At 70.1% G+C, this 24,395-nt stretch carries 18 protein-coding genes and 1 pseudogene; 3 read left to right on the top strand and 16 right to left on the bottom strand.

Annotated elements, in window-relative coordinates; translation table 11 throughout:
- Positions 1–4 precede the first annotated feature (4 nt).
- The 12 genes from MET2598_RS0116740 to MET2598_RS0116685 all read right to left on the bottom strand — a co-directional run bounded on the left by MET2598_RS0116740 (position 5) and on the right by MET2598_RS0116685 (position 17,041).
- Positions 5–973 carry a glycosyltransferase gene (locus MET2598_RS0116740; RefSeq protein WP_012333779.1) on the bottom strand — a complete coding sequence of 323 codons (969 nt, stop codon included), beginning with the start codon at positions 971–973 and terminating at the stop codon, positions 5–7.
- A 549-nt stretch (positions 974–1,522) separates the two neighbouring features.
- Positions 1,523–2,563 carry a glycosyltransferase family 2 protein gene (locus MET2598_RS0116735; RefSeq protein ID WP_018261628.1) on the bottom strand — a complete coding sequence of 347 codons (1,041 nt, stop codon included), beginning with the start codon at positions 2,561–2,563 and terminating at the stop codon, positions 1,523–1,525.
- On the bottom strand, positions 2,560–4,059 hold the full coding sequence (locus MET2598_RS0116730) for an O-antigen ligase family protein (RefSeq protein ID WP_026190773.1): 1,500 nt from the start codon (positions 4,057–4,059) through the stop codon (positions 2,560–2,562). Before MET2598_RS0116730 ends, MET2598_RS0116735 begins: the two co-directional genes overlap by 4 nt.
- A complete protein-coding gene (locus MET2598_RS0116725) occupies positions 4,056–6,170 on the bottom strand; it encodes an alpha-L-arabinofuranosidase (RefSeq protein ID WP_018261626.1) in 2,115 nt (704 codons plus the stop codon). Before MET2598_RS0116725 ends, MET2598_RS0116730 begins: the two co-directional genes overlap by 4 nt.
- Positions 6,167–7,537 carry a lipopolysaccharide biosynthesis protein gene (locus MET2598_RS0116720; RefSeq protein WP_012333783.1) on the bottom strand — a complete coding sequence of 457 codons (1,371 nt, stop codon included), beginning with the start codon at positions 7,535–7,537 and terminating at the stop codon, positions 6,167–6,169. The genes MET2598_RS0116725 and MET2598_RS0116720 overlap by 4 nt, the downstream gene beginning before the upstream one ends.
- Entirely contained in the window at positions 7,537–9,705 is a 2,169-nt protein-coding gene (locus tag MET2598_RS0116715; protein WP_018261625.1) for a GumC family protein, read from the bottom strand. Before MET2598_RS0116715 ends, MET2598_RS0116720 begins: the two co-directional genes overlap by 1 nt.
- A gap of 6 nt (positions 9,706–9,711) precedes the next feature.
- Complete coding sequence (locus MET2598_RS0116710) at positions 9,712–10,923, bottom strand: NAD-dependent epimerase/dehydratase family protein (RefSeq protein WP_265576388.1); 1,212 nt, start codon at positions 10,921–10,923, stop codon at positions 9,712–9,714.
- Between the two features lie 5 nt (positions 10,924–10,928).
- Entirely contained in the window at positions 10,929–11,666 is a 738-nt protein-coding gene (locus MET2598_RS0116705; protein WP_012333786.1) for a nucleotidyltransferase family protein, read from the bottom strand.
- An 84-nt stretch (positions 11,667–11,750) separates the two neighbouring features.
- Positions 11,751–12,602, bottom strand: coding sequence for a sugar transferase (locus tag MET2598_RS0116700; protein ID WP_012333787.1), 852 nt, complete (start codon positions 12,600–12,602; stop codon positions 11,751–11,753).
- An 810-nt stretch (positions 12,603–13,412) separates the two neighbouring features.
- Complete coding sequence (locus tag MET2598_RS0116695; RefSeq protein ID WP_018261624.1) at positions 13,413–14,552, bottom strand: DegT/DnrJ/EryC1/StrS family aminotransferase; 1,140 nt, start codon at positions 14,550–14,552, stop codon at positions 13,413–13,415.
- Positions 14,553–14,632: 80 nt separating this feature from the next.
- Positions 14,633–15,757, bottom strand: coding sequence for a glycosyltransferase family 4 protein (locus MET2598_RS0116690; protein ID WP_018261623.1), 1,125 nt, complete (start codon positions 15,755–15,757; stop codon positions 14,633–14,635).
- Positions 15,758–16,006: 249 nt separating this feature from the next.
- A complete protein-coding gene (locus MET2598_RS0116685) occupies positions 16,007–17,041 on the bottom strand; it encodes a glycosyltransferase family 2 protein (RefSeq protein WP_012333790.1) in 1,035 nt (344 codons plus the stop codon).
- A 1,147-nt stretch (positions 17,042–18,188) separates the two neighbouring features.
- On the opposite strand from MET2598_RS0116685, the gene MET2598_RS38165 reads away from it, so the two are divergent.
- Positions 18,189–19,238: a Crp/Fnr family transcriptional regulator gene (locus MET2598_RS38165; RefSeq protein WP_018261621.1), complete on the top strand. Its 1,050-nt coding sequence runs from the start codon at positions 18,189–18,191 to the stop codon at positions 19,236–19,238.
- Positions 19,239–19,548: 310 nt separating this feature from the next.
- Here MET2598_RS38165 and MET2598_RS39305 read toward each other — a convergent pair.
- Positions 19,549–20,032 (bottom strand): annotated as a pseudogene (locus tag MET2598_RS39305) (transposase); the annotation flags it as partial.
- 240 nt (positions 20,033–20,272) lie between these two features.
- Between MET2598_RS39305 and MET2598_RS39300 the strand changes: the two are divergent.
- On the top strand, positions 20,273–20,758 hold the full coding sequence (locus MET2598_RS39300) for a cyclic nucleotide-binding domain-containing protein (protein ID WP_084674002.1): 486 nt from the start codon (positions 20,273–20,275) through the stop codon (positions 20,756–20,758).
- 267 nt (positions 20,759–21,025) lie between these two features.
- Here the strand turns inward: MET2598_RS39300 and MET2598_RS42840 are convergent, their stop codons facing one another.
- From MET2598_RS42840 to MET2598_RS0116660, 3 genes are all read right to left on the bottom strand, one after another.
- On the bottom strand, positions 21,026–21,118 hold the full coding sequence (locus MET2598_RS42840) for a hypothetical protein (protein WP_236728908.1): 93 nt from the start codon (positions 21,116–21,118) through the stop codon (positions 21,026–21,028).
- 294 nt (positions 21,119–21,412) lie between these two features.
- Positions 21,413–21,760 carry a hydroxyisourate hydrolase gene (locus MET2598_RS0116665; protein ID WP_018261618.1) on the bottom strand — a complete coding sequence of 116 codons (348 nt, stop codon included), beginning with the start codon at positions 21,758–21,760 and terminating at the stop codon, positions 21,413–21,415.
- Positions 21,757–23,163: an amidase gene (locus MET2598_RS0116660; RefSeq protein ID WP_018261617.1), complete on the bottom strand. Its 1,407-nt coding sequence runs from the start codon at positions 23,161–23,163 to the stop codon at positions 21,757–21,759. The genes MET2598_RS0116665 and MET2598_RS0116660 overlap by 4 nt, the downstream gene beginning before the upstream one ends.
- A 145-nt stretch (positions 23,164–23,308) precedes the next feature.
- Between MET2598_RS0116660 and MET2598_RS0116655 the strand changes: the two genes are divergently transcribed.
- Positions 23,309–24,391, top strand: a complete 1,083-nt coding sequence (locus MET2598_RS0116655) for an ABC transporter ATP-binding protein (protein ID WP_018261616.1) — start codon at positions 23,309–23,311, stop codon at positions 24,389–24,391.
- Positions 24,392–24,395 lie beyond the last annotated feature (4 nt).

Genomic DNA, 24,395 nt, shown 5'->3' with positions numbered 1-24,395 from the left:
CGTCTCACAGCACCAGGCAACGGTGACGGATCGAGCCGTACGCGAGGGCGCCGAAGATCAGGGCCGCCCGGGGCAGCCCGACCACGATCCGCGCGGCGATCGCGAGCGGATTCCGGTACCGTCCGCTCTCCAGCGTCCGGATCCAGGGATAGGGCAGGGCGGCCAGCAGCAGCACCGGATGCAGCAGCGCGGCCCCGGCGGCGGCGCCGACGGCCAGTGCGAAGGCGGCTGACTGGCGGCTGACGAAGTAGCCGCAATAGAGGTCCTGCCGGATCGCCGGCCGGAGCCGCACCAGGAGGGGCCAGACCCGAAGGTTCAGCGCCTCCCGGTGCCACGCCAGCAGCGTCTGGCGGAAGACCTCGTGGTGCACGAGCGCGTCGGACGCGAAGGCGCGCGCCCAGCCGGACTGCACGACCTTCCAGCCGAGATCCGTGTCCTCGCCCCAGAAGCGGTCGAGGAATTCCGTCGAAAATCCACCGACCCCGAAGAAGGCTTCGCGACGGTAGAAGATGTTGCAGGTTTCGAAGTACGGCGTCGGCGCCGTCACCGTCACGGTCTTCTCGAAGAAGTGCCGCGGCTGATCCGGCCGAGGCAGCGTGCGTCCCTGGACGAGACCCGTCCCGGTCGTCATGGCGGCGACGCCGGCCCGGATCCAGCCGCGCGTCGCCTCGCAATCGTCGTCGATGAAGGCGATGATCGAGCCCCGCCCGATCTCGGCCCCGAACTGGCGCGATGGCGTGGGCGACGAGAAGGCCTTGCGGTGGTAGCTCAGGACCGGCAGGCCGCCCTGCTCGACGAGGGCGCGGATCGCCTCCTCGGTGCCGTCATCGGTGAAATTGTGAACGACGATGATCTCGTACCGGTCGGCCGGGTAATCCTGGCGAAGCAGGGATCCGATCAGACGCACGACCATCTCGCGGCGCCTGCGCGTCGGGACGACCACACTGACAAACGGGAATTCAGCGAAATTCATCCGAACAGCACCGCATGTTCGCGCGAAACGATGGTGACACACAGCGTATTCGCGCAGCGAAAACGGCTTGTGCCTCGGGATCGATGACATTGACGACAATATCATCGGCTTTCGGAGCAGCCGTACTAAAAAGGATCATCCGCACTGCAGATGGCGGCGAGGCGCGAACGAAATGCGGGAGTCTCGACGGGCTGGCCGGGCGGCCCGATCAGGATGCCGCGCTCCCATTCCGGGGCCGTTCGTGGGCGGACGACACGCGCCGACTGCCCGCGCGATGTCGGCCGCCGATGATGGGGCGCACCGGCTCCCGGCCATCGTCGGCGGGGCCCGGCCGAACACGAGAGGGACAGGTTCGGCCGGATGCCGGAAGCGAAGACGGCCGGTCCGTCCGGTGGCGGTTCCTGGACGCCTGCCTCACGGGGGTTCCCGTCATGCGACATCCGGTTGACGGCCTCGCCCTCTCCCATTTCGGCCATGCGGATGTCGGCGTCGCTCAGGCGCCGCGCGGGCTTGGGATCCGGGATCCGCTTCGATCAGGCGGATCCCGGATCAGACGCGGTCGTCCGCGCCGAGGATCGGCGGCGCTGCGACGTCGGCTGCCCGGCGGCGCAGCCCTCCCAGGCGGCGCTTCGGAAACGCGCGACGGTCCATCAGGGCGCGGATCCCGCGGTCGTCGACACGGCGGCTCGCCTGAACCATCCGGCGCCGCGCGAGGGTGTCGGGGAGATGGCGCAACGTCCAGAGCAGCGCCCGCAGCTTGGGCCCGCGGGGGGCGCGCAGGACGGCGTCCGCGAGGCTGTAGGCCAAGGCCGGAGGACCATGGCGCAGCAGGCGGGCCGCACCCCAGTTCACCAGAACGGACCGAAGCCGGTTCTTGGCGGCGTGAAACACGATGGTCTCGGCCGCGCGCCCGATGGCGCTGCCAACCCGGTGGTGGACGACGGCCTCGGGCACGACGCGGACGCGCCACCCGCCGAGCGTGAGCCGCCAGCCGAGATCGGAATCCTCGTAGCCGTAGAAGAAGGCCTCGTCGAACCCGTCGATCTCCGCGAGGGCCTTGCGCCGGACGAGCAGCGCCGAGCAGTTCGTCCACAGCACGTCGCGGGCGCGCGTCGCCGCGGTCGCGGGCTCCCCTTCGAGCGCATCCCACGCGAGACCGAGCGGCCCGAGGGCGCCGCCATACCCGTTCAGCAGGTCCGGCCTGTGCGCGTAGACGACCTTCCCTCCCACGGCCCCGACGTCCTGATCGGCGTCCAGGGCCGCGCCGCAGGCTGCGAGCCAGCCCGGGTCGAGCGACACGTCGCTGTCCACGAACGCGACCGCGGCGGTGTCCGCCTCGCGCCAGCCCAGGTTGCGCGCCGCGGCCGGACCCTCGGGGGCCTTGCAGCGGTAGTGCAAGGCGATGCCCACGGCTGCGAGGGCCGGACCCCATCCGCCGACCACCGCGCGGGTGTCGTCCGTGGAACTGTTGTCGACGACCACCACGGCGCGCGGCCGCCGCGTCTGTGCCGCCAGGGCCGCGAGCGTCGCGGGGAGATCCCGGCCGCGATTGAAGGTCGGAACGACGACGGTGACATCCGATGCCGTCACGGGTGAGCCTCCTGAGTGGCGACGATCGCGTGCATGACACCCATCAGCAGGGTGAAGGTGAACAGCAAGGGATCCCAGAGCAGCGAGTAATCGATCAGCTGCTGCACGTACTCGGCGATGATACCGCAGAACAATCCAAGCGCGAACAGACCCGTCACCTGGGACGAGGCCGCCGAGGCCCGCCAAGCCAGCACGAGACCGCGCAGCAGGAACAGCACGAAGCCGATCAGGCCGAGAAGTCCAAGCTCGGACAGCACGAGCAGGTAGACATTATGGACGGGCGCGGTGCTGCGGAGATGGACCTTGTTGCGGGATTCGTTGCTCGAGAGCGCGTCGAGGGCCATGAGCACGTAGAGATCCGGGGAATAATGCCGGATCTCCAGGCCGAAATTGTTCGGTCCGACGCCGAGTATGGGGCTGGACTCCCACATGCGCGTTGCGGCATCGTTGTACGCAGCCCGGAAATCCACCGAGGCCCCGAAATCGCCCGAGAGCCGCTTCTCGATCGCAGGGGCGAGCGGGGCCACCACGGCGACGAGGAGCACCGCACCCGCCACGATCAGGCCGACCGCCCGCAGGGCTCGGAGCGCGCGGCGCGCCGTCATCAGGGCGATCAGAACGAGGGTCGTGACGAGCAGGAGAGCGATCGGACCGCGCGACTGGGTCAGACAGATCGTGAGAGTGCCGGACAGCGCCACCAGTGCGGCCGCCCGGCCGATCCAGGAGCCGCGCAAGCCGAGCGCGACGGCGATGAAGGGCGGCGTGATCAGGAGCAGGTAGGGGGCGAGGTAGTTCGGATGCCCGAGGGTGCCGGCCGCACGGCGGGCGAGTTCGGCCGGCTCGCTGGACTGGAAGATCTGCGAGAGGCCGTTCTGGCCGGAGGCGAAGGCCGCCTGGAGGACCGAGATCGGCGTTTGCAGGAGAATGACCGCCGCGAGGGCCGCGACGATGATCGTGAGGCCGCGCGCGTCGAGATTGTACTGCAGGTAGAGCAGGAGCAGGGCGAGCTTGAGGTAGCGGACGATCTCGACGGTGCTGCCGAGCGGCTCCGTGCTGGAGGCCGCCGAGAGCAGCCCCACCGCGATGAGCGGCAGCAGCCACAGCACCGGGCCTCCCCGGGTCGGGCGCGGTGGCGCCGGCAGGCGCAGCGCCCGCTCGATTGGCCACAGCAGCAACAGCCCCACCAGGCAGACGTCCGCCGGGCACCAGTACAGGCCACGGCCGCCGAGGTCTCCGTGCAGCCAGTCGAAGTCATAGTATTGGCGATTGTAGGTCAGGGCCACGACGAAGAGGGCGAGCAGCACCGGCCTCAACAGCCCGGCAAGCACCACCGCGGCGAGCGCGGCGAGGCCGGCGACCCCGACGAGCAGGAGACGCGGGCTCACGGTCTCGAGGGAGCCGGCGAGCGGCACGCTCGCGATCCCGAGCAGCCCGACCGCCAGGAGCGGCGCCAGGCGGCCGCCTTCGGCCTCGATCGGCGAGAGACGCAAGCTCATCGGGCCGCCCCCAAGCGAAGCGCCGCGACCGATACGGGCGGCAGGACGAGGCGGAGGCGCGCGCCCGGCGCGACGGGCCGGGTCGCGAGCGTGATCTCGTCCCGGCCGTGCGGGCGCGGGGCGCCGAAATCGGCGGTCTGCGCGAAGGACAGGCCTGGAACCGAAATCATGCCGGTGCCGCGGGTCGCGTCGGGGGCGGGCCCGCTCAGGATCTCCATCGATCCTGCGCGCGACCGGTCGAGGTCGAGCTCGATCTCCGCGGGCGCCTCGAGGCTCGCGTTCGAGAGCAGGATGGCGAGTTCGCCCGACTCGGTGAGCGAGGCCACGGCCTCGACCGTGGAGGCAGCGTCGACCCTGTCGATGAAGCCGATCGGGCCGCCGGAGAATGTCGGGCCGTCCACGCGGGTGCCGATCAGGCGGCCCGACAGGTTCGAAGCGTAGAGGCGCAGCACCTCGAGGGCGGGCGTCGCCGCGTAGCCGCCCCCGACCTTGCGGCCGATCCAGCCCGCATTCAGCAGGTCACTGAGCTTGAAGAACTCGGCTTCCGCGACGCCGGGCGTCCGCAGCAGGACGTTGAGGACCCGCGCCACGTACAGGCCGGACCCCAGGGTCTTCACGTGGTCGAAATACCGGTTGGCCGGATCGACGGCGAAGAGCGGTCCCCACTCGGTGACGGCCAGCGTGAGCCGGCGCCCGGCCTGCACGGAGTGCAGCTGCCGCATCGTCGTGACGAGGTTCGCCGCCATGTTGGCCGGCGCTGCCAGCATGGCCCGGTAGACCGATGCGGCGCTGCCGCCCTCCGGACCCGGCAGCAGGGGCGCGTAGCCGTTATGGATCGCCAGCCCATCGATCTCCGCGGCGAGCGCGGTCAGCACCGTGTCGTTCCAGCCCCGATGGGCGTTGAAGCGGTAGCGCCCGAAATTCTCCAGGCCGATGGCGTAGAAGCGCGCCGCGGGATCCACCGCCCGCACGGCCGCGATGGTCGCGCGGGCGCGCTGCACATAGGTCTGCGGGTCGGTTTGCCCTCGGGAGATGTCCTGCTCCATGTAGAGCTCGTTGCCGAGCTCCCAGGTGACGCGCGGTCGGGCATCAGGGCCGATGCGCGCGCGGACGTAGCGCGCCCACTCGGCCGCGAGCGCGGGCGTGCCGCTGCCGAGGTTCAAGGTGATCAGCAGGTCCGCATCGATCCGTCGCGCGGCCTCGATGATCTCGTCCGTGCCGATGACGTTGGGCGATTCCTCCGGCTCGCCCGGGGCATGCGGGGACCGCGGCCGGCTCGCCTGGGGACCGACGCCGTTGCGCCAGTCATAGCTGTCCGACCAGCCCCCTCCCGGAAAGCGCAGGACGCTCACGCCCGCGGCCTTGGCGAGCGCCAGCATATCCGCGTCGAGCGAGCGGGTCGCGGGGTTCCACAGCCCCTGCGCGTTGCGGATCCACTCGACATTGGCGCCGAACAGATGCCGGCGCACGGGACCGAGATCCTCGCCCGGGACGAGGGAGACACGGGCCGCGACGGGGCGGCCCCGGGCCGGCGCGACCGCCGGCGTCACCTCCGACACGAGCTCGATATCGTCGAAATAGGCGGTCCCGGCCTGGCCCTCGGCGACGAGGAACACGATCGCCTGCCGGGCCGCTGCCGGGACGGCCTCGTCGGAGCGGATGGATTGCACGCTCAGGGGCGGCGCGGCGGCGGCGCGCAGGACGAGGCGCGCTCCGACGTCGGCACCGCTCCCGTCGAGGAACGCGACGCCGACGACCGCGGCCGCGCCGCCCTCCGCGCCGAGGCGGGCCCGCAGCGTGAGCGGCCGGCCGCTGAGATCCGCCGCCTCGATGACTTGGCCGAGGCCGAGCGGCTTGTCGCCGCCGCGATTGCGGCGGTTCGGCGACAGGGCGAGGGTGCGGCCCTGCCCACCCGCGACCGTGACCTGACGGACCTCGCCCTTGTCGGCGGTCTGGCCGTCCTGGCTCCACCCGGGGGGCGGCGATCCCTCCTGTTCGAAATCCGCATTGGCGAGCCGCAGGCCCAGCGCCGGCTGCGCCGTGACCAGGAAGAGGCCGAGCAGCGCGGCGCACAGGGCGCCGCCGGCCGCGAGGATTCGGACGCGCCTCATGCTTGATCCTCCGCGCGCAGATCCCGGCCGGCGAAGACGGCGAGGCCGAGCACCCGCCGGGCCGTCAGGGTGAGGCCGAATGCCGTGAGGGCCATCGTCGCCAGGGTCGCGGCGGCCGCGCCCGTCATCCCGAACCGCGGCACGAGCAGCAGGTTGGCCGTCACGTTGGCGAGGATGCCGAGCCCCGTGACGGTCGCGATGCGGCGTTCGTTGCCCGAGGCGATCAACGCCGTGGAGGCCGCGCCGCCCGCCGCAAGGGCCATGTGGGCGGCTGCCAGCAGGCACAGGGCCGTCGTGCCGGAGCGGAACCCCGCCCCGAACAGCCCGAGAAGCGGGCCGGCGGCGATGGCGAGCCCGAGGCCGGCCGCGGCCGCGAGGGCGAGAGCGGCGCGGCTGGCCTGGGCCAGCGTCCGGGCGGCGGCGTCCCGATCGCCCCGCCCCAGCTGCTCGGCGAGCATGGGCAGCGCGCGCACGGTCGCGGCGGCGGTCCCGAGCGAGATGAGGGCGGCGAAGCGGGCTGCGACGCTGTAGATGCCGGCCGCTTCCGGATCGGCGAAGGCCGAGACCACCATGACGTCGAGCCGCTCGGCCAGGGCGGCCCCGCCGACGAGGAACAGCAGCAGCAGTCCCGGCCGGACCCAGACGCCGAGGCTGGGCCGACCCCGGGCCGTGAGCGCATGGCGGGCGATCGCGCGGCGCAGGGCATCCGCGGTCGCAAGGAGTGCCGCGAGGCTCGCGAGGCTGACCGCGATCAGGGCCGTGACCGCGTCGAGCAGGCCGAATGCCGGCAGCGCGAGCACCGCGCCCATGCCGGTGGCCGCGATCGGGCGCACCAGGAGGAAGGCCGCTTCGGCCGCGAAGGGACGATGCAGGGCCTGCAGCAGCGCTGTCGCGGTCTGCGCGGTCGCGAGCAGCAGGACGAGCGGACTCGCGGCCGCGAGCGCGCAGGCCAAGCCGGGGTCGTCCGCGCCCAGCATCGCGGCGGCGGCGGCGAGAATGCCGCTGCCGAGCAAGCCTCCTCCGACCGTCGCCGCGGCGACGGTGTCGAGGTAGGCCCGGGCCTCCGCACGCGCGCCATTGCTCAGGTACACGGGCAGGAAGCGCGAGGCCGTGAGCGGCAGGCCGCCGGCGGCGAATAGGGCGACCAGGGCGGCGGCGTTGAACGCCGTCGCGAAGGTGCCGTAGGCCGCGGCGCCGAGCAGGCGCGCGAAGGCCAAGTGCATCGCCAAGCCGAGCGCGCAGCCGGCGATCTTGAGGCCGAAAAGCAGGACGCCGCTTCCCGCCACGCTGTTCGCGAGCCGCCGCAGGGACGCCGCGCGATCGCGGCGCGCCCCGGCTCCGGCCGATGGCAGCCCGAGCGCCCTCATCAGACTCGCTCCAGGCGAGCGGGAATGAAGCGGCGCACGCCGTTGAGGACGATGCCGATCGGCTCCGTGCCGAGCCACCTCAAGGCCTCGAGTGCCGCGATGTGCCGCTGGGCGCCGTGCCGGCCGGCGCGCACGACGAGGAGCGTCGCATCCGCCCGGCTCGCGCAGAGGGGTGCCTCCGCATCGCCGGACAGCGGCGGCAGGTCGAGGATGACGAGGCTGGCATCCCCTTGCAGGCCTGGGCAGCTCGCGAAGCCGTCGCGCAGGAACGCCGCGGCGGCGTCCGCGTCGTCCCAGGTTGCCACGACCAAGCGGTCGCCGACGGCGGTCAGGGCCAGGCCGGTCGGCAGATCCGGCGAGGACGGCAACGGGTCCATGCGAACGCGCAGGTCCCGGGCGTGGTGCAGCAGGTCCTGGCTCGTCGAGCCCGAGATGAGGCGCACCGGCACGCGGCCGCGCCGGGCCATGCCGTGAGCGAGCGCGAGGGCGACGGTGGAAGCACCCTCATCCGCCTCGGCGGCGGCGATCGCCAGGACGGTGGGCCGCGCGCCGCGCAGGCGCTCGCTGACCGTGACGACGAGTCGGTCGAGGGCGACCCGCGCCGCCGAGTCGGGATCGCTCGGCGACCAGACCTGCAGCGGGCGCTCCCGCGCCGGCACCTCGCCGACCAGCGGCAGGCCGAGCGCGGCGGCAGCCTCCTCGCCCCGGTAGAGGCGTCCGTCGAAGACTTCGCGCACGAGCGCCCAGCCGCAGGCGAGCACGCCCGAGCACAGCGTGATGATGCCGAGCATCGAGAGCTTGCGAAGCCCGATGGGCGTGCCCTCGGCGGCGGCGGGCTGCACGACGACCACGTTGGAGAGCCGCGCGTTCCTGAGAGCGGCGATGTCGCGCGCCTCCGCGAGACGCTTCTCGGCATCGCGGTAGCGCGCCTCAGCGAGTTCGCGCCGCCGCTCCAGCGACTTCCAGCCGGTCGCCGCATCCTGGAACTCGCGCAACGCCGTCGAGACCTTCTCCACGCGCTCTCGCGCCGCCGCCTCGACGTGGACGAGATCCTGAACCTCGGCCTCGAGCTGGCGGAGCAGCACGACCGTCAGCGCGCCGAGCTTGGCCTCGACTTCTCTCACCTCGGGCGCGTTGGCCGAGTTGTTGACGAGGAGACGCTCGCGCTCGCCGAGCAGCGCCACCATCGAGGGCGCCATGCTGAGGGCCGGCGAGTTCGGCGGAAAGGTTCCGAGGCCCACCGGCTCGCGCTGGCTGGCCGTCCGGACCAGGACGCGGCTGAGCCGTTCGAAGCGCCGACGCGCGAAGTCCAGTTCGAGGGACTGGCGTTCGAGCGCGCGCTGCGCCTCCACGAGGTCGGCCTCCAGAAGGGGCAGCCGGCTCGCCGCATTGCGGGTGTCGTGCTCGCGCTCGAACACCGCCATCTCCGCCTCGACCGCCTCGACGGCCGCCTTGGCGGCGTCGCGCTTGGTGCTGAGGAAGTCGATCTCGCCGCCTCCCTCGAACACCGCCGAGCGAAAGTTCGTGTAGATCTGCAGGAAACGGTCGAGGAGCTGCACGGCCTGCGCCTCGCCGGGCCAGCGCAGGCTGACCGAGATGACGTCGGAGCCCGGCGCATTGTCGAGGATCAGCGACTGGGCGAAGACCTGGCTGACCGCGGCCGAGCGCGACAGCGGCGTCTTCAGGCCAGCCATGATCAGGACGGCATCGGCCCCGTCGCGCATACCCTGGTAAAGGTCGGAGCCGAAGCGCTTCAGGCGACCGTAGAGGCCCGTCGGCTCCGGACGCACCTCCGGCGCGCCGAGGTTCAGGTCCGCGATCAGACGCGAGACCAGCACCTCGTTGCGCATGAGATCCATCTCCGACTGCACGGCACCGCGGGTTTGCGCCAGGAACGTGACGTTGCGGTCCGAGCCGAGCAGCGGCGAGGGCGTCTGATCGACGCCGACGCGAACGTAGAGCTTCGCGTTGGCCTGGAACATGTTCCCGCGCACCAGGCTCAGGTAGCCCACTCCGCACAGGATCCCGATCCCGACGACCGCGGCCATCTGCGGCAGCCACTTGAACACCACGAAGAGGAGGGTCGCGCCCGTGTCGCGGACGCTCCCCCCCGAGGCCGTGTGCGGCCTGGCAGGCGCCAGACCGGTTTCCGATGGGAGCTTGGTCATCCGATCTCACCGATCCGGCCGATGGAGTTCCGGGGCCAGGCGACGGTTTCCGCCAGGGCGTCCGCCGTGCTCCACCGCGGCGACCAGCCGACGGTCCGCCGGACTTTCGCGGCGCTGAGGTGCCGGGCGTCGATCTCCGACCGGGCCTCGCCCAGGACCAGCGGTGCGAGATCCGGGCGCCGGCAGGCGCTGAGGATCGCGTTGGCGAAGGCCATCGTGCGGAGGGGCTTCCCGTTCGATCTCACCGATCCGGCCCATGTAGTTCCGGTACCAGGCGACGGTTTCCGCCAGGGCGTCCGCCATGCTCCACCGCGGCGACCAGCCGACGATCCGCCGGACCTTCGCGGCGCTGAGGTGCTGGGCGTCGATCTCCGACCGGGCCTCGCCCAGGACCAGCGGTTCGAGATCCGGGCGCCGGCAGGCGCGGAGGATCTCGTGGGTGAAGGCCATCGTGCTGAGGGGCGTCTCGTTCGACAGGTTGAAGGCCTCGCCGGCCACGCCCGGCTCGTGCATGGCCTCGCCGATGGCGAGGTATCCGGCCACGACGTCCCGGACGTAGATGTAGTCGCGGATCATCGTGCCGTCTGAGCGCAGCACGGGGCGCTCGCCCCGCAGCGCCCAGCGGATCGTCCCGGGCACCAGCCGGTTGAAGTTGAGGTCGCCTCCGCCGAAGAAGTTGCCGGCCCGCGTGATGCAGATCGGCAGGCCGTAGGTCTCGAAGTAGCTGCGCGCCAGGAGGTCGGTGCAGCTCTTGGAGACGTCGTAGGGTGCGCGCCCGACAAGCGGCATGTCTTCCGTATAGGGAAGGACGTCGGAACTGCCGTAGCTCTTGTCACTGGACGCGACGAGGATGCGTTCGACCTTCCCGTACAGCCGGCAGGCGTCGAGCAGGTTCCAGGTACCCCGAATGTTGGCCTCGAAGGTGCCCACCGGATCGCGCAGGGCCGTGCCGACGATCGGCTGAGCGGCGAGGTGGATCACCGTGTCCACCTCGTGCTCGTTCACGGCACGCCGCAGGGTCTCCCGATCCTCCAGCCGGCCGTGGACGACGATGGTCGGCTTGGCCAAGTCATCCGCCAGCGAATTTCCGTAGGCATTGAGGTCGCGCACGTAGCCGACCACCAATGCGCCGCTCTCGCGCAAGGTCCGCACCGTCCACGAGCCGAGGAACCCGGCCGACCCGGTGACGAGGACGCGCTTGCCGGACCAGAAAGACATCTTGCTCATCGAACAACCTCCAGCTCACGGGCCCGAACCACCGACGGGCGCGACTCGATCCAATCGAACTCGCGGCTCTCAAACATTGCCTCGAGTTCCTGCTGATCCTTGAACGTGTCCATCGACTTGAAGAAGCCGTCATGGTCGAACGAGAACAGCTTTCGACTCCGTAGCAGGGAGGGAAAGACTTCGCGTTCGAGGCTGCTGCCGTGCCAATGATCGAACACGGCCTTCCTCATGATGCAGTAGCCGGCATTGATGCGGTGATCACGCAGGATCGGCTTCTCACGGAAGGCGCGGACGCGTCCCTCGCGATCGGACTCGATCGTTCCGTACTGGGAACGAAGCGGGACGTTGGTGATCGTGGCGAGACCGTCGTGGCTGCGGTGAAAGGCGCGCAGGCTGTCGAGATCGACGTCGCAGAGCCCGTCCGAGTAGGTGACGAAGAACTCGTCGCCCAGCCTGTCCTGGCAGAGGCGGACACGATCGCCGGTGTCGGCCTCGTCGCCGGTGTCCACCAGTTCGACGTTCCAGCCGAGGGACCGCCCGGCAAAGTAGTCGAGAATGACTTCCTTGCGATATCCGAGCGACAGAACGAAATCCGTCACCCCCTGGTTCGCGAAGATCTGCATGACCCGGACGATGATGGGCTTTCCACCGACCGGCATCATCGGTTTCGGCAGGTAGTCGGTGTAGGGGTAGGCGCGCGTGCCGCGCCCACCGGCCAGTATCAAGACTTTCATGTGCGCTCTCTCCTTTGCGCGTTGCTGGTAGCCGTTGGCGGCTCCACGCCGGTGATGCTGGATCCTGATCGCGTGATGCGGGGGTCAGGACGCCGCGAAAGTGCTCAGGCCGTCGGCGCAAGGCGCCGGGGCGGCCGATGCAGGCTCGGAGGCGAAGGGCGGAGTCGCGCTGCCAAGCTGCGTCGGGAGGAATCTCTGGATTGGGAAGCGGCTGGCTCCGCGCCCACCGCGCAGCAGGAACCGCCAGCCGGTGAATGCTATGAGTGCGACATCCAGGTCAGTATTCCGGCGCTGAATGTAGAGAACATCGTAGGCTTGGCGCGCCTGGGCATGCTCGACCGAGTCGACGATGCCGTGGAAACCCATCACTTGCGCCAATCCGGTCATGCCGGGCCTGACGCTGTGACGGTGGTGATAGTTCGGCACCACGTCCTCGTAGGGAACCTGGAGAACGTGCAGGCCGACCGGATGGGCGCGCGGACCGACCAGAGACATGTCGCCGGCCAGGACGTTGAGGAGCTGCGGAAGCTCGTCGATGCAGTAGCGGCGCAGGATCCGGCCCAGCGGGGTCAGGCGCGCTTCATGGTCGTCAGGGTCGCCGATCGCGATGCACTTCGGCGAGGGCCCGACCATCGTCCGGAACTTGCAGATCGAGAAGATCCGGCCGCCCTGCCCGTACCGCGCCTGACGAAACAGGACCGGCCCGGGACTGCTCACCTTGATGGCGATCGCGACAACGACCAGCAGAGGTGCCAGCAGGAGCAGAATGCAGGCACTTCCGATCACGTCGACCGTGCGCTTGGCCAGCGCATCCACGATGGCTGCCGCATCCGCCGCCTGCCGCTCTCCCCTGGCGGGCGCATCCAGGTACGCGTTGCCATCCTCCGGCTCGGCCAGCGCCTCGCGCGGGTGCGAGCTCATGATGAGGCTCGTCATCGACTCCCCCTGATCTTGGCGTGAGCTGAAGAATTCCTCCGGGCCCGGCCGTCTCGGCCCGGGCGAAGATTTGTGATTGCAGTAGACATCGCGGCGGGGCGGCCGGCGGCAAAATTTTTTGCAGCATTCGTCGAATGCTGCCGCCCGGACGTGCCGGTCTGCGATGGATCGATGATCCGGCGCGACCGCAGGTGTGCAGCGCCTTGTGCGCCGACGCACAAGAAAGATGCGACTGATTGCATGCGGTGGAGCGATGGCGGCGGGGATGATCGTCTCGGGCGCGACGGCACTCTGGGGCGCGTCTGCCCTCATCGACGCCGCTTCGCGGCCCCTGGGGGCACGGCAGCCGCGAGGGCTGTTCAACCGCGAGGGCTGTTCCTGGGGGCCCGCCGATCCGCCTTCCGCGGCTCGCGACCTGGCCTGGACGCGGCGGCGCGCGCGGGCGGTGCCGAGGAGCGGTGCCCGGCGATGCCCCGCAGGGGCGCGACTGATCCGGGATGCGCTTGATCGCAGCGGATCCCGGATCACGCGCCCGCGCGGCGCCTGAGCGCGGCGCCTGAGCGACGCCGACATCCGCATGGCCGAAATGGGAGAGGGCGAAGCCATCAACCGGATGGCGGATGATGGGGATCGTGCGCGGGAGCGGTGCCCGCCGGAGTGGAGCGCGATCCGGCACGGGGGCGCAGCATCACGGCCCGAGGGCCGCGGCGGCTACGGCCGGAAGGCGAGCGGACCCGACGCCCATGGAGCCCGTCCGGGACCGGCCCGTCCCGGCGGCGATGCGCTCATCCGGCGCCGTCCGGTGCGCGGTCAGCGCAGCGCGACCGCCAGCTCCTCCACGACACGCTCCACGTCGCGGTCGCTCATGGTGGCGCGCAATGGCAGCAGCAGCCCTCGGTCGGCGAGACGGCGCGCGGTCGTGAGCGGGTGCGGGCGCTCGGCATGAAATGCCGAGAGATGCGGGATGCTATCGAGCGAGGGAAAGAACGGGCGCGCGCCGATGCCGCGCTCGCCCAGACGGGCGATCAGCCGATCGAGGGCCGGCGCAGGGTTGCGAAGGACGAGGGGAAAGAACCACTGGACCGGCTCTGCCCAATCGCGGATGGCCTGCAAGGCGATGGACGGATGATCGGCGAGGAGCTGGCGATACAGTCGATTCAGCTCGGCGTGACGCGCAAGGATCGCGTCCGCCCGCTCCTCCTGCGCGCACAGGATCGCGCAGGCGAGATTGGTCAACCGGTAATTGTAGCCGAGCCGGTGATAGATCGCTCGGCCACCGAGATCGAGCCCGTGGGCTCGCACTTGCGTCGCACGCACGATGAGGTCGGCATCGTTCGTGAGCAGCGCTCCTCCCTCGCCGCAGCTGAAGATCTTGTTCTGGAAGAAGGAGTGCGTGGTGACCGTCGCGGCCGCGGCGACCGGGTTTCCGCGATATCCGGCGAGCGGAGCGTGCGCCCCGTCAGCCACCAGGGCGATGTCCCGCGCCCCCGCGATCTCCTCCAGGGCGTCCATCGGGCAGGGATGGCCGAACAGATGGACCGGCATGATGGCCCGGGTGCGCGCCGTGACCGCGGCGGCCGCGGCGGCCGGGTCGATGCAGAAGGTCTCGGGGTCCACGTCGACGAGAACGGGCCGGGCGCCGGCGTGCAGCACGGCATTCGCGCTCGCCACGTAGGTCGTCGCCGGCACGATCACTTCATCGCCGGGCCCGATCCCGAGCGCCACCAGCGCCACGTGCAGCGCCGCCGTTCCGGACGAGACCGTGATCGCATGAGCGGTGCCGTTCCGGGCGGCCCAGATGGCCTCGAAGCGGTCGCGGAAGGGGCCGGCGGGCCCGATATCCCCGCTCGCCAGCGCCTCGGCCGCGTAGGCGATCTCGAGCTCCGACAGGTTCGGCAGCGAGAGGGGCACGTCGCTCGCGCGACGCGACATCGAGAGGGAAGCGGTCATCACACGGGCACCTCATGCTCGGACAGGTTCGGCAACAGGAGCGCATCGCGCGAGCGACGCGGCGCCGGGAGACGGGCGGTTCATCGCAACGGGATGGCGGCGGGCAGGGGAGGGCCGATCTCGCGCGGCGGGGCGTCGCCGCCGAGCAGGCCCTCGTAGCGGGGGATCAGGGCGTTCCAGGAGAAGGCCTGCGCCCGCGCGCGGCACCGCGCGCGGGTCTCGGGCCGCGCGGCCAGGGCCGCAGCCCTCAGGATGGCCTCGCTCAGTCCGGCCGCGTTCGTGGCGGCCAGCCGCGTCGAGCCCGGATCGAACAGAGCCCCCACCGTCTCGTCCGCGACGATGTCCGGGATGCCGGCGTGCCGCGCGCCGACCACCGGGGTTCCGGCCGCCAGGGCTTCGATCAGGACATTGCCCAGCGCCTCCCAGACGGCCGGGTTCACGCAGACCGTCGCGCGTGCGTAGAGGTGCGGCAGGTCCTCGACGCGGCCGAGACCGAGAAATTCGACTCGATCGCGGAGGTTGCCCGGAACGGCAGCGGACAAAGCCGCGCGGGTGGCCGGGCTCGATCGTCCCGTGTAGACGAGCCGGAGAGCCGGCAGCCGCTCGGCCACGGCCGGGAACGCCTGGGCGAGGAGGAGTGCGCCTTTGCGCGGCTCGTCGGCATCCCCGCTGAACAGGATGTAGGGTTCGCGCGGAGCGTCGTCCGGCAGCGCCTCGAAGGGAGCGGTCTCGGTGGGGGACGCAAGCAACGTCCCGGCGACCCCGTAATCCCGCGCGAGCGCGTCCTGAGCGAAGCGGGACAGGACCGCCACGGCATCCGCCTGCCGCAGCACCATGCGGAACATCAGGCCGTCGGCGGGAATGCGCCGGAAGTAGCGCCGCACCGGAATGCCCGTACACTGAAAGACGAGGCGGAACCGTGCACCCGCCCGGCGCGCGACCAGAGCGCCGACCGCATCGTGGTAGTTCAGGCAGTGCACGGCGTCGAACGGCTCCGCACGGAGCCACCTGGCCAAGTCCCAGCCGAACAGATGCTGGCTGTTGAACCAGCGGCCCGTCAGCGCGGCCGGCCCGGTTCTGCGGCGAAGCAGGACGCGCCGGACCGGGCCATCGGCTTCGATCCGCGTTTCGGACGCGGGAGAACTGGTCAGGACGGTGACGTCGTGGCCGCGGGCCGCCAAGCGCTGCGACAGATCATGGAGCATCCGCTCCGATCCTCGGCGAACCTCCGGCCATGCCGTCGGGTGAGTCACTGCGATCCGCACTGTTGCCTCCAACCGCTTCGCCGCGAGCGACCACGACCGTGTGGCTCCGGCGAGAAACTATCTTGCATTCAGAATTTTCGAGACTGATCTTGAAAAACGATGTAATTTGCCGTGGCGACTTCCGTATCGAGCAAATGCATCGTCAGAGATGAAAAGCTTCAAGGTGTCATTATGGAGCAACGCGCGGGTTCATAGAACGAGTGCGCGGTAGCGAATGCTTCCATAAAGCAGGGATGTTATCATGACGACCATCCGCGGCAGGTGAGCAATCACACGCCCGGCGTGGGCTGCGAGCTGCCGCGGGTCCACGGAGCCGGTGCGATGGATGCCCCGCGCGAGCAGTGCCGGCGGCAGCACGAGCAGCAGCAGCGGCTGCCAGATGACGGCGAACGCCGCCACGCATACCGCGAGGTAAAGCAGCCATATCGGAGGATAGAAGAACAGGCGCGCGACGAGGAGACGTCTCCTGAGTTCCGGATGCCGCTTGACTAGGGCAGGAACCAGAAACAATCGTGTCGGCTCGAGAATCCATTGGAGAAGCGATTGCTGTTCGATCTCGTGCCAGATGACGGCGCGCGGCTCGAAGCGGCGGGTGTAGCCGGCCTCGATGATGCGCCAGGCGAGATCGGTATCGGCACATTCCGTCGCCCGGTTGAGCGGGTCACGGAACGAGAGGGTTTCGTCGAAGCCGCCGAACGCGTCGAACACGCTTTTCCGCACGACCATGTTGGCGGTCGGAAAGGTCGGGTGCTCCTGCGCCGTGACGAACGTGAGTTTGGAGCAGAGCGATGCCGTTTGCTCCGGCTTGGGCAGGACCGGGCCCGTCGAGAACGCGACCGCCGGGTCGGCCAGGGCGGCGATGCCAAGGGCGAGCCATTCGGGATGGGGCCGGCAATCGCTGTCCGTGAAGGCGATCAGCGGGGCCCGCGCCTCAAGCACGCCTCGGTTGCGCGCCGGGGCCGGTCCCTTGTCGTGCTGCATGCGCAGGTAGCGGAGCTGCAGACCCTGGGCCCGCATCGCCGTGCAAAGACCGGCGATATCGTCCTGAGACACGTTGTCGACGACAATGACTTCGAAGCTCTCGACGCCAATCGTCTGCCTGAGCAAAGCTTCCAGGCAGTCCTTCAGCAGAAAGAAGCGGTTCTTCACGGAAATTACGACCGATATGTGCGGATTATTAGTTGAATTATTGCCTGGAATATGGCTAAGATCCCTACCATCCATGGCTTCACCTCCGCCGCGCTTGCCCGCACTCCGCGATCCGATCCGAAACGACGCGGCGCAAGCGCTCCTAGCTGACAAGCGATAGATTTCGAGGCCGCAAGCGTCTGCTAAAAATTATGCGCCACCCGAGCGGTTTCGGGCGGCCATCCACGGACGGCGGTGCATCGTAAGGATTCCGAGTTCAATGGGCCGATTGACTTGTAGCGTGGCGTCGCACCGTGCCGGCGGCGAGAGCAGGTGCTTCCCGTGCGGTCGGCGCGTGTCTTGGTTCGGCGCTTCGGACGATGAAGGGTCGGCAGGGGCCGCAAACGAACACGATGACCGATGGACTTTCTGCCCTGTCCCATGCTGCCCTGTCCCGTGCCAACGGCATGACGGCCGCCCTGGATCGGGCCGCCGATGCGTCGGCCTGAAAGACAGGAGCCGCATCGCTTCGTGTCCGCCCGGCGGCCCCTCCCGCTTGGGTCAGGCCAGCGGGCGGCCGTGACCGGCCCATCGCGTCTCCACTGCGCTTCCTCGCCTGGGCCGTCCGTGTGACCGGGGGCGTTGACCCGCGGGTTCCTCGCCTTCCGGGGGGATGCGACGTCTCACCTGACTCCGCCCTGTCGGCCTCGATCACCCGGCGGCATCGACGCACGGTTGGTCTACGAAGCCGATGCAGTGCGAGCAACGGTCGCGCCGCCGATACCTGACGCATTCAGCAGGTCGTCCCCTTCCTGCCAAGCCAAATTCAAGCGCGACCGAAGAAGCTCCTACTGCAAAGGTGGGACCGCATCTTCACTCTGAAGTGAGAAATATCACCGCCGGCGGTCGCTCTGTCCCGTATTAATGATCCAGATCGGCTGACAGGGCGCCGAAGCAGCGGGATATAGGGTGAAATAGAACTTGGCCTCGGCGCAGGCACGATGTCCGGAGCACTCTCGCGTGGCGAGCCGGACTCTGGCGGCGTGCGGCAGCGCGGCCGGCCTGTCGGCTCCTGAAGCGGGGGCGACTTCGCCGCCCGGTCGGGGTCGGGGCGCAACGTTCGACGGAGCGCAGCGGCCACTCACTGCAGCATCGCTCCGACTCGCGGGGCCACCCGTGCGCCCTCGCTGATCCGGCGTGTAGCTGATCAGTTGAGCACGAACGCGATCGATACGATTGAAGCATGGCGCCAATGCGCATGCACGGCCGCGCAAACGAGTCCAGCCTGATTACTCAGATGTTCGACCGGAATGAACGGTACAAGCAAGCCTCAGGGGACGATCACATGCTTGGGACAGCGATCGGCGGTGCAGCAATTCAGGGCCGCGCAGCCGCGAAAATCAGCCGGCTCACGAATCTCGGCGGCGCGGACCGCGAGGCCTTTCATCACCTCGTGCGCAAGTGGCGGTACGTCGCCGCCCGCGATGATCTCGTTGAGGAGGGCGACCATCTCGGCCATGTCAGCCTGATCATCTCGGGATGGGCTTACCGCTACAAGCAACTGGAGGATGGCCGGCGACAGATCGCGGGGATCCTGTTGCCGGGCGACCTGACGGAGGCGCTCGCCCCGGAGGGATACGCGATGGACTGCTCCATCGCCGCCCTGACGCCGCTCACCTGTGCGGACATCCCGCTCAGGGCGCTGGCGACCGTGTGCGAGCAGCACCCGGCGGTCCGGCAGGCCCTGCTGTGGGAGAGCTTCATCGCGGCCTCGATCCAGCGCGAGTGGCTGCTGAATGTTGGTCAGCGCGTCGGCACGGAGCGGGTCGGCCATCTGCTGTGCGAGCTGTTCCTGCGGCTGCGCCGGGCCGGGCTCACCGAGGACAACAGCTTCGTTCTGCTGCTCACTCAATTCGACATGGCCAATGCCCTGGGCCTGTCGCACGTCCACATCAACCGCAAGCTCGCGCAACTGCGCGATCAAGGGCTCGTGGAGATGCTCGGTCGAACCGTGCGGATCCCCGACATCGCCGCCCTGCAGGCCGCAAGCCTGTTCAACCCGAATTACCTCCACCTCAGCGACGCGGCAGCCCGCAGCGAGGTTCAGCCGCGGCTCTCCGCACCGGCCGCGCCGCACCGGATCGATCACAATCGCCTCGTCACGCACGGCCGTCGGCGGCAGGCAGCGCGCACGCCCCTCGCGGGTGCGGTCCACTCGGTCGCTGATCGGTCCGCCCCATCTGCCGGGTCCCGGCCCCGTGTCGAAGAAGCGGTCAGATTTGCGAGACGGTGAGGCCGGCGATGTGATCCGCAGGCATGGCCCTCACACGGGTCGATCTCCACGCCGGCACACAGGTGGGAATCCGGGTTTCAACCGCGCGGCGCGAATCGACATCAGTCTCGGCCATTGTCACTCTCCATCCGCGCTCCAGTCGTCGACAAGAGCCGGCCATGACATGACGGTCCCCGGATCCTGGTCCGGCCGGAAGGTGAGCCTCCGGGTTCCATTCGGCAGCCTCCCGGGCCGCCGCCGCGCCTCGATCTTGGCCCTGGCATCGGCCAAGGACGAGAACCGGTTCGCATTCAGGCACCAGAGCCGGTTAGACCCTCTTGTGGTTCGCCCTCCGGCCTTCCCGGCGCCGCAGGATGCAGATCCGGAAAAAGCCGGAGCGCACCCGGCTCTTGGCCGGATCGCGGATGCGCCTCCGCAGCGGTGCCGGATCGGGCTTGGTCGGGCGGTGGCGCATGCTCGACCGGCCGATGCCGAGCGCGCCGCAGCCGCGCCGCTCGCTCCCCCCGTGCGCCTCTCGCACCTGGTTCACGAGGTCGCTGCTTTGCGAGCACGTCCTGCAGGATGGGCTTGTCGAGGCTCAGATCAGCCACGCGCTGCTTGAGCTGCCGCTTCTCCTCCTCCGGTGGCTTCAGCCGTCGCAACTCGCCCGTGCCCAGTCCGCCGTAGAGCTTCTTCCAGCGTTAGAACGTCTGCTCGGAGATGCCGATCCGGCGCAGGACCTCCGCGACCGGCGTCCTGGTCTCGGCCTCCAGCCCAAAGGCGATCAGCTCCTCGGTGAACCGGCCCGTCTTCACGGTTCCGCTCCTCCCCTCAGGCGCTCACAAAACCGGAAAACTCGCACTCACGCCGGACCAAAGCGATGGGGGGACGTCGAATCTCACCCAGTGGGTCATCCGGCGGTTTGCCAGACGCCGTCTGGACCACTCGGCGCCCGGGTTGCACCCTGGCCAGATGCGCAAAGCGAGCTGCCGGCATACAAAGGATCCACAATATGGGATGTGGTCGAGCTCCGGAAGCGGGAGTGCAATAGGCTGATGGCTGTCAATTCTCCCGAGCTGAAAGCATTCCTGGTCGACACGCCCTTCTTCGGCGGCCTCTCGGACACGAGTCTCGATCTCTTGATCTCGATGTTGGTTGAACGACACTTTGAGGCAGGCGCCACTATCATAGTAGAGGGAGAGCCTGGACACTCGATGTATATTGTTCATTCGGGAGAGATTATGGTAACTAAGATCGGGAGATCGGGATGTGTCGTTGATATATGTCATCTCGGCCCAGGTGATTTTTTCGGAGAGATGACCGTCATTGAAATACAAAATAGATCGGCAACCCTCATTGCAAAACAACCGGTCGTGGCATACGAGCTCACAGCTCGAAACCTATATAACTTTTATAAAAAAGACATCTATGCATACGCGATGGTGTTGCAGAACATAAATCGAGAACTTTGCCGAAGGCTACGCCAGGCCGACACCCACATTGTCGGCACCGTGAGTGCTACGCGCGGTCCGATACTTTAGATGCGATCGAACAGCGCCGCTGCAAGGAGCGTGGCGGCTCAGGTCTCCTGAATTGTTCCCTTAGGAAAAGATTCGGCCGCCTCCTTGCGGTTCGCCGACCCGTGTCGGGCAGAGCGGCACTCGGGATCGAACTCGGGAGCGCTACGCTCGCTTCCGTCCGAGCGACCGCCCCGCTTCCGGATCCCGATCCAGCACGCACCCCGAAGGCCGCGAGCCCGAGCGTAGGTGCGGTTCCGCTCCTGCCACGCGTGCTCCGCCGGCTTCCGCTCACCCTCGTGGGTGTGGGTGGAGCGCCTTGTCCTCATCCGGATGCGCGCAGAAGGCCGACATCACCGGGCTGTTGGCCACGAACGGCGGGATGCTGTCCGCCTCGGAGGGGGCGAACGTCAGCGCGCCGATCCATCCGACATCCGGTTGATGGCTTCGTCATCTCCAATTTCGGCCATACGGATGTCGGCTTCGCTCAGGCGGCGCGCTCAGGCGCGTGATCCGGGATCCGCTGCGATCAAGCGGATCCCGGCTTCCCGCCTTGCCCGGGCGAGCGCAGCGTCGGCGGAAGGAGAACCGGGAGAGGGAGCGGACATCCCGGATGCCGGCTCGGCAGGGAGCGCGTGGCGGGACCCGTCCATCCCCCTCCGCGCCCCGGCGCCCCGGTCACGCGCCGCGGAACAGGGCGTAGCCGAAGCGCGTGAACTTGAGGGGCAGGTGGACGTGCGCGGCCACGTCCTCGATCGTGAAGCGGAACGGCACCCGGTCGAGGAAGCGCCCGCCCCCCTCCGCGGCGAGATAGTCGCCGACGTCGAAGGTGACCTCGTAGATCCCCGCCGTCACGCCCGCCCCGCCGGAGATCGGGTGGGGCAGGTGGCCGTCCGGGCCGATCCGGCCCTCCGCCACCAGCCGCCGCCCGGCCGGGTCGAGCGCCTCGACGGTCACCCGCAGCCCCGCCGCCGGCCGCCCCGTCGCCACGTCCACCGCGTGGACCGAGATCCCGCCCGCCCTCATCCGATCCTCCCCCCGACCTCCGGCCGGCGATGCGCCCAGGGGCGCCGCCGCTCCATCGCCTCCGCCACGTCGAGCAGCAGCCCGTCCGCCCCGTACCCGGCCACGAGCTGCAGGCCGACCGGCAGCCCATCCGGGGACGGAGCGACCGGCAGGCTGATCCCGGGCAGCGCCGCGGCGTTGACCCAGCCCGTATAGATCGCGTGGCCCCGCGGCCCGACCGGCCGGCCGTCGATCCGCGCCGGACACACCTGCGCGGCCGGCCAGGACAGGGCCGCGATGGCCGGCGTGACCAGGAGATCGATCTCCGCGAAGAGCGCGCTCGCCGCGTCGCGCAGGGAGGCGACGCGGTCGAGGATCCGGGCGAGGCAGGTCGCCGGGGCGCGGGCGCCCTCCTCGGCCATGGCGCGGTAGGGCTCGCTCGCCCGCCGCCCGAGGGCGGGATCCTCCGCGAAGAGCCGCGCGAGGCCGATCCGCCCAATCTCCGGCCAGAGGTCGTTGAGCTCCGCCACGTCGAGCGGGAACCGGCCCTCCGTCACCGTCGCCCCGCAGGACGCGAGGTCGTCCAGGGCCTCCCGGCAGGAGGCGGCGATCGCCGGATCGAGGGGCGCGTCGCCGAGGCGCTCGACGTAGAGCGCCCGCAGCGGCCGCGGCGGGGCGGCGGGCGGCGTCGGGAAGCGGGACCACAGCACCCGCGGATCCGGCCCGGCCATCAGCGCCAGCACCGCCCGGCTGTCCGCCACCGTGCGGGTGAGGGCGCCCGCCACCTCGAAGTCGAGCAGCGGCGAGGGCAGGCCGCCGCGGCGCGGCACGAGGCCGAGCGAGGTCTTGAGCCCGACGAGGCCCGTATGGGCGGCCGGGCGGCGCAGCGACCCGCCCCCGTCCGTGCCGAGCGCGATCGGGGCGTAGCCGGCGGCCGTCGCCGCCGCCCCGCCGCCCGTCGAGCCGCCGGGCGTGAGCGCGGGAGCCCAAGGGTTGCCGGTGGTGCCGAACCGGGCGTTGGCCGTGTAACCCTGCACGGCGAATTCCGGCATGTTGGTCTTGGCGAGCGTCACCAGGCCCGCCGCGCGCATCCGCGCCACCGGCAGCTCGTCCCGGGCCGCGGGCGGCTCGGGCCCGTCCCGCGGCTCCGCGAAGCTCGCGGGCAGGCCGGCGGTGACGAGGAACTCCTTCACCGTCATCGGCACGCCGTCGAGCCGCGACAGCGGGCGCCCCGCCCGCCAGCGCGCCGCGCTCGCCTCGGCCTCCTCCCGGGCGCCCGGAGCGAGCCGCGTGACCGCGTTCAGCGCCGGCTCGCAGGCATGGAGCCGCGCGAGGCAGGATTCGAGCACCACGACCGGACTCGCCCGCCCATCGGCGAAGCACTCTGCCATCTCGGTCGCGCTCAGTGCCCAAAGGGCGGTCATGGCGGGCTCCTGCGGCTGCCGGTCTCCCCGGGGAGGCGGCTCAACTCACGGCATGGCATGGATTTTCCTCGAACCGGCATACGATTTGCGAAGACCGGCGGGCAAGTTCGATGCCGCGGGGTGAAGGCCGGTGACGGAAGCGACGATGCGGGCCGGGACGGGCCGGTCCGTCGTGCTCGACGGGATCACCCACCGCTACGGGGAGGCGGTGGCGGTCGGGAACGTGACGCTCGACATCAGGGGCGGGGAACTCGTCTCGCTGCTCGGCCCTTCCGGCTGCGGGAAGACCACGCTCCTGCGGATCGTCGCGGGCTTCCTGCGCCAGACCGAGGGGCGGGTGATCGTCGGCGACGCGGTCATGGACGACCTGCCGCCGAGCCGGCGGGCGGTCGGCATCGTGTTCCAGAACTACGCGCTCTTCCCGCATCTGAGCGTCGCCGAGAACGTCGCCTACGGCCTCGCCGCGCGCGGGGCGCCGAGGGCCGAGCAGGAGGCGGAGGCCGAGCGCCTCCTCGGCCTCGTGCAACTCGGCGCCATGGCGGAGCGCTACCCGCGCCAGCTCTCCGGCGGGCAGCAGCAGCGCGTGGCGCTCGCCCGCGCCCTGGCGATCCGGCCCGCCGTGCTCCTCCTCGACGAGCCCTTCGCGGCCCTCGACAAGAATCTCCGCCTCGACATGCAGATCGAGGTCAAGCGGCTGCAGCGGGTGGCGGGCGTCACCACGATCCTGGTCACCCACGACCAGGAGGAGGCGCTGTCCCTCTCCGACCGGGTGGCGGTGCTGTCGCAGGGGCGGCTGGAGCAGTTCGCGGCCCCGACCACGATCTACGACGCGCCCGAGAGCCTGTTCGTCAACACCTTCGTGGGCTCGGCCAACACGATGCCGGGACGCGTCGTCGGCCAGGAGGGCGCGGGCGCCCGCGTCGCCCTCGATGCGGGCGGCGAGATCGTGGTGCGGCGCCCGGGCCGGGCGCTCGCGCCGGGCGCGCGCGTCGTCGCCTGCCTGCGGCCCGAGCACCTGCGCCTCACCGACGGCGAGGAGGGCATCGCGGGCGTGGTCGAGATGGCGCTGCCGCTCGGCCCCACGGTGATCCACGAGGTGCGGGTGGGAGCGGGCGGCGCCCTCAAGGTCGCCGAGCCGCGCCTCGGCGGCGCGGCCGCGCGCCCGCCCGGCACCGCCGTGCGGGTCGCCGTCGCGCCCGGCCTCGCCTCCGCCTTCCCCGCCGCCTGATCCT

The sequence above is a fragment of the Methylobacterium sp. WSM2598 genome, assembly GCF_000379105.1.
Taxonomy (GTDB): domain Bacteria; phylum Pseudomonadota; class Alphaproteobacteria; order Rhizobiales; family Beijerinckiaceae; genus Methylobacterium.
The sequence above is the reverse complement of the archived record's forward strand: the minus strand, read 5'-3'. Positions and strand labels throughout refer to the sequence as shown.

Coding starts and splice junctions, on each gene's coding strand:
- MET2598_RS0116720 (WP_012333783.1), bottom strand. CDS start 7,537: ATGAGGGCGCTCGGGCTGCCATCGGCCGGAGCCGGGGCGCGCCGCGAT.
- MET2598_RS0116660 (WP_018261617.1), bottom strand. CDS start 23,163: ATGACCGCCCTTTGGGCACTGAGCGCGACCGAGATGGCAGAGTGCTTC.
- MET2598_RS38165 (WP_018261621.1), top strand. CDS start 18,189: ATGGCGCCAATGCGCATGCACGGCCGCGCAAACGAGTCCAGCCTGATT.
- MET2598_RS0116665 (WP_018261618.1), bottom strand. CDS start 21,760: ATGAGGGCGGGCGGGATCTCGGTCCACGCGGTGGACGTGGCGACGGGG.
- MET2598_RS0116685 (WP_012333790.1), bottom strand. CDS start 17,041: ATGGATGGTAGGGATCTTAGCCATATTCCAGGCAATAATTCAACTAAT.
- MET2598_RS0116710 (WP_265576388.1), bottom strand. CDS start 10,923: ATGTCTTTCTGGTCCGGCAAGCGCGTCCTCGTCACCGGGTCGGCCGGG.
- MET2598_RS0116690 (WP_018261623.1), bottom strand. CDS start 15,757: ATGCTCCATGATCTGTCGCAGCGCTTGGCGGCCCGCGGCCACGACGTC.
- MET2598_RS0116700 (WP_012333787.1), bottom strand. CDS start 12,602: ATGACGAGCCTCATCATGAGCTCGCACCCGCGCGAGGCGCTGGCCGAG.
- MET2598_RS0116705 (WP_012333786.1), bottom strand. CDS start 11,666: ATGAAAGTCTTGATACTGGCCGGTGGGCGCGGCACGCGCGCCTACCCC.
- MET2598_RS0116725 (WP_018261626.1), bottom strand. CDS start 6,170: ATGAGGCGCGTCCGAATCCTCGCGGCCGGCGGCGCCCTGTGCGCCGCG.
- MET2598_RS0116655 (WP_018261616.1), top strand. CDS start 23,309: ATGCGGGCCGGGACGGGCCGGTCCGTCGTGCTCGACGGGATCACCCAC.
- MET2598_RS0116730 (WP_026190773.1), bottom strand. CDS start 4,059: ATGAGCTTGCGTCTCTCGCCGATCGAGGCCGAAGGCGGCCGCCTGGCG.
- MET2598_RS0116715 (WP_018261625.1), bottom strand. CDS start 9,705: ATGACCAAGCTCCCATCGGAAACCGGTCTGGCGCCTGCCAGGCCGCAC.
- MET2598_RS0116740 (WP_012333779.1), bottom strand. CDS start 973: ATGAATTTCGCTGAATTCCCGTTTGTCAGTGTGGTCGTCCCGACGCGC.
- MET2598_RS0116695 (WP_018261624.1), bottom strand. CDS start 14,552: ATGACCGCTTCCCTCTCGATGTCGCGTCGCGCGAGCGACGTGCCCCTC.
- MET2598_RS39300 (WP_084674002.1), top strand. CDS start 20,273: ATGGCTGTCAATTCTCCCGAGCTGAAAGCATTCCTGGTCGACACGCCC.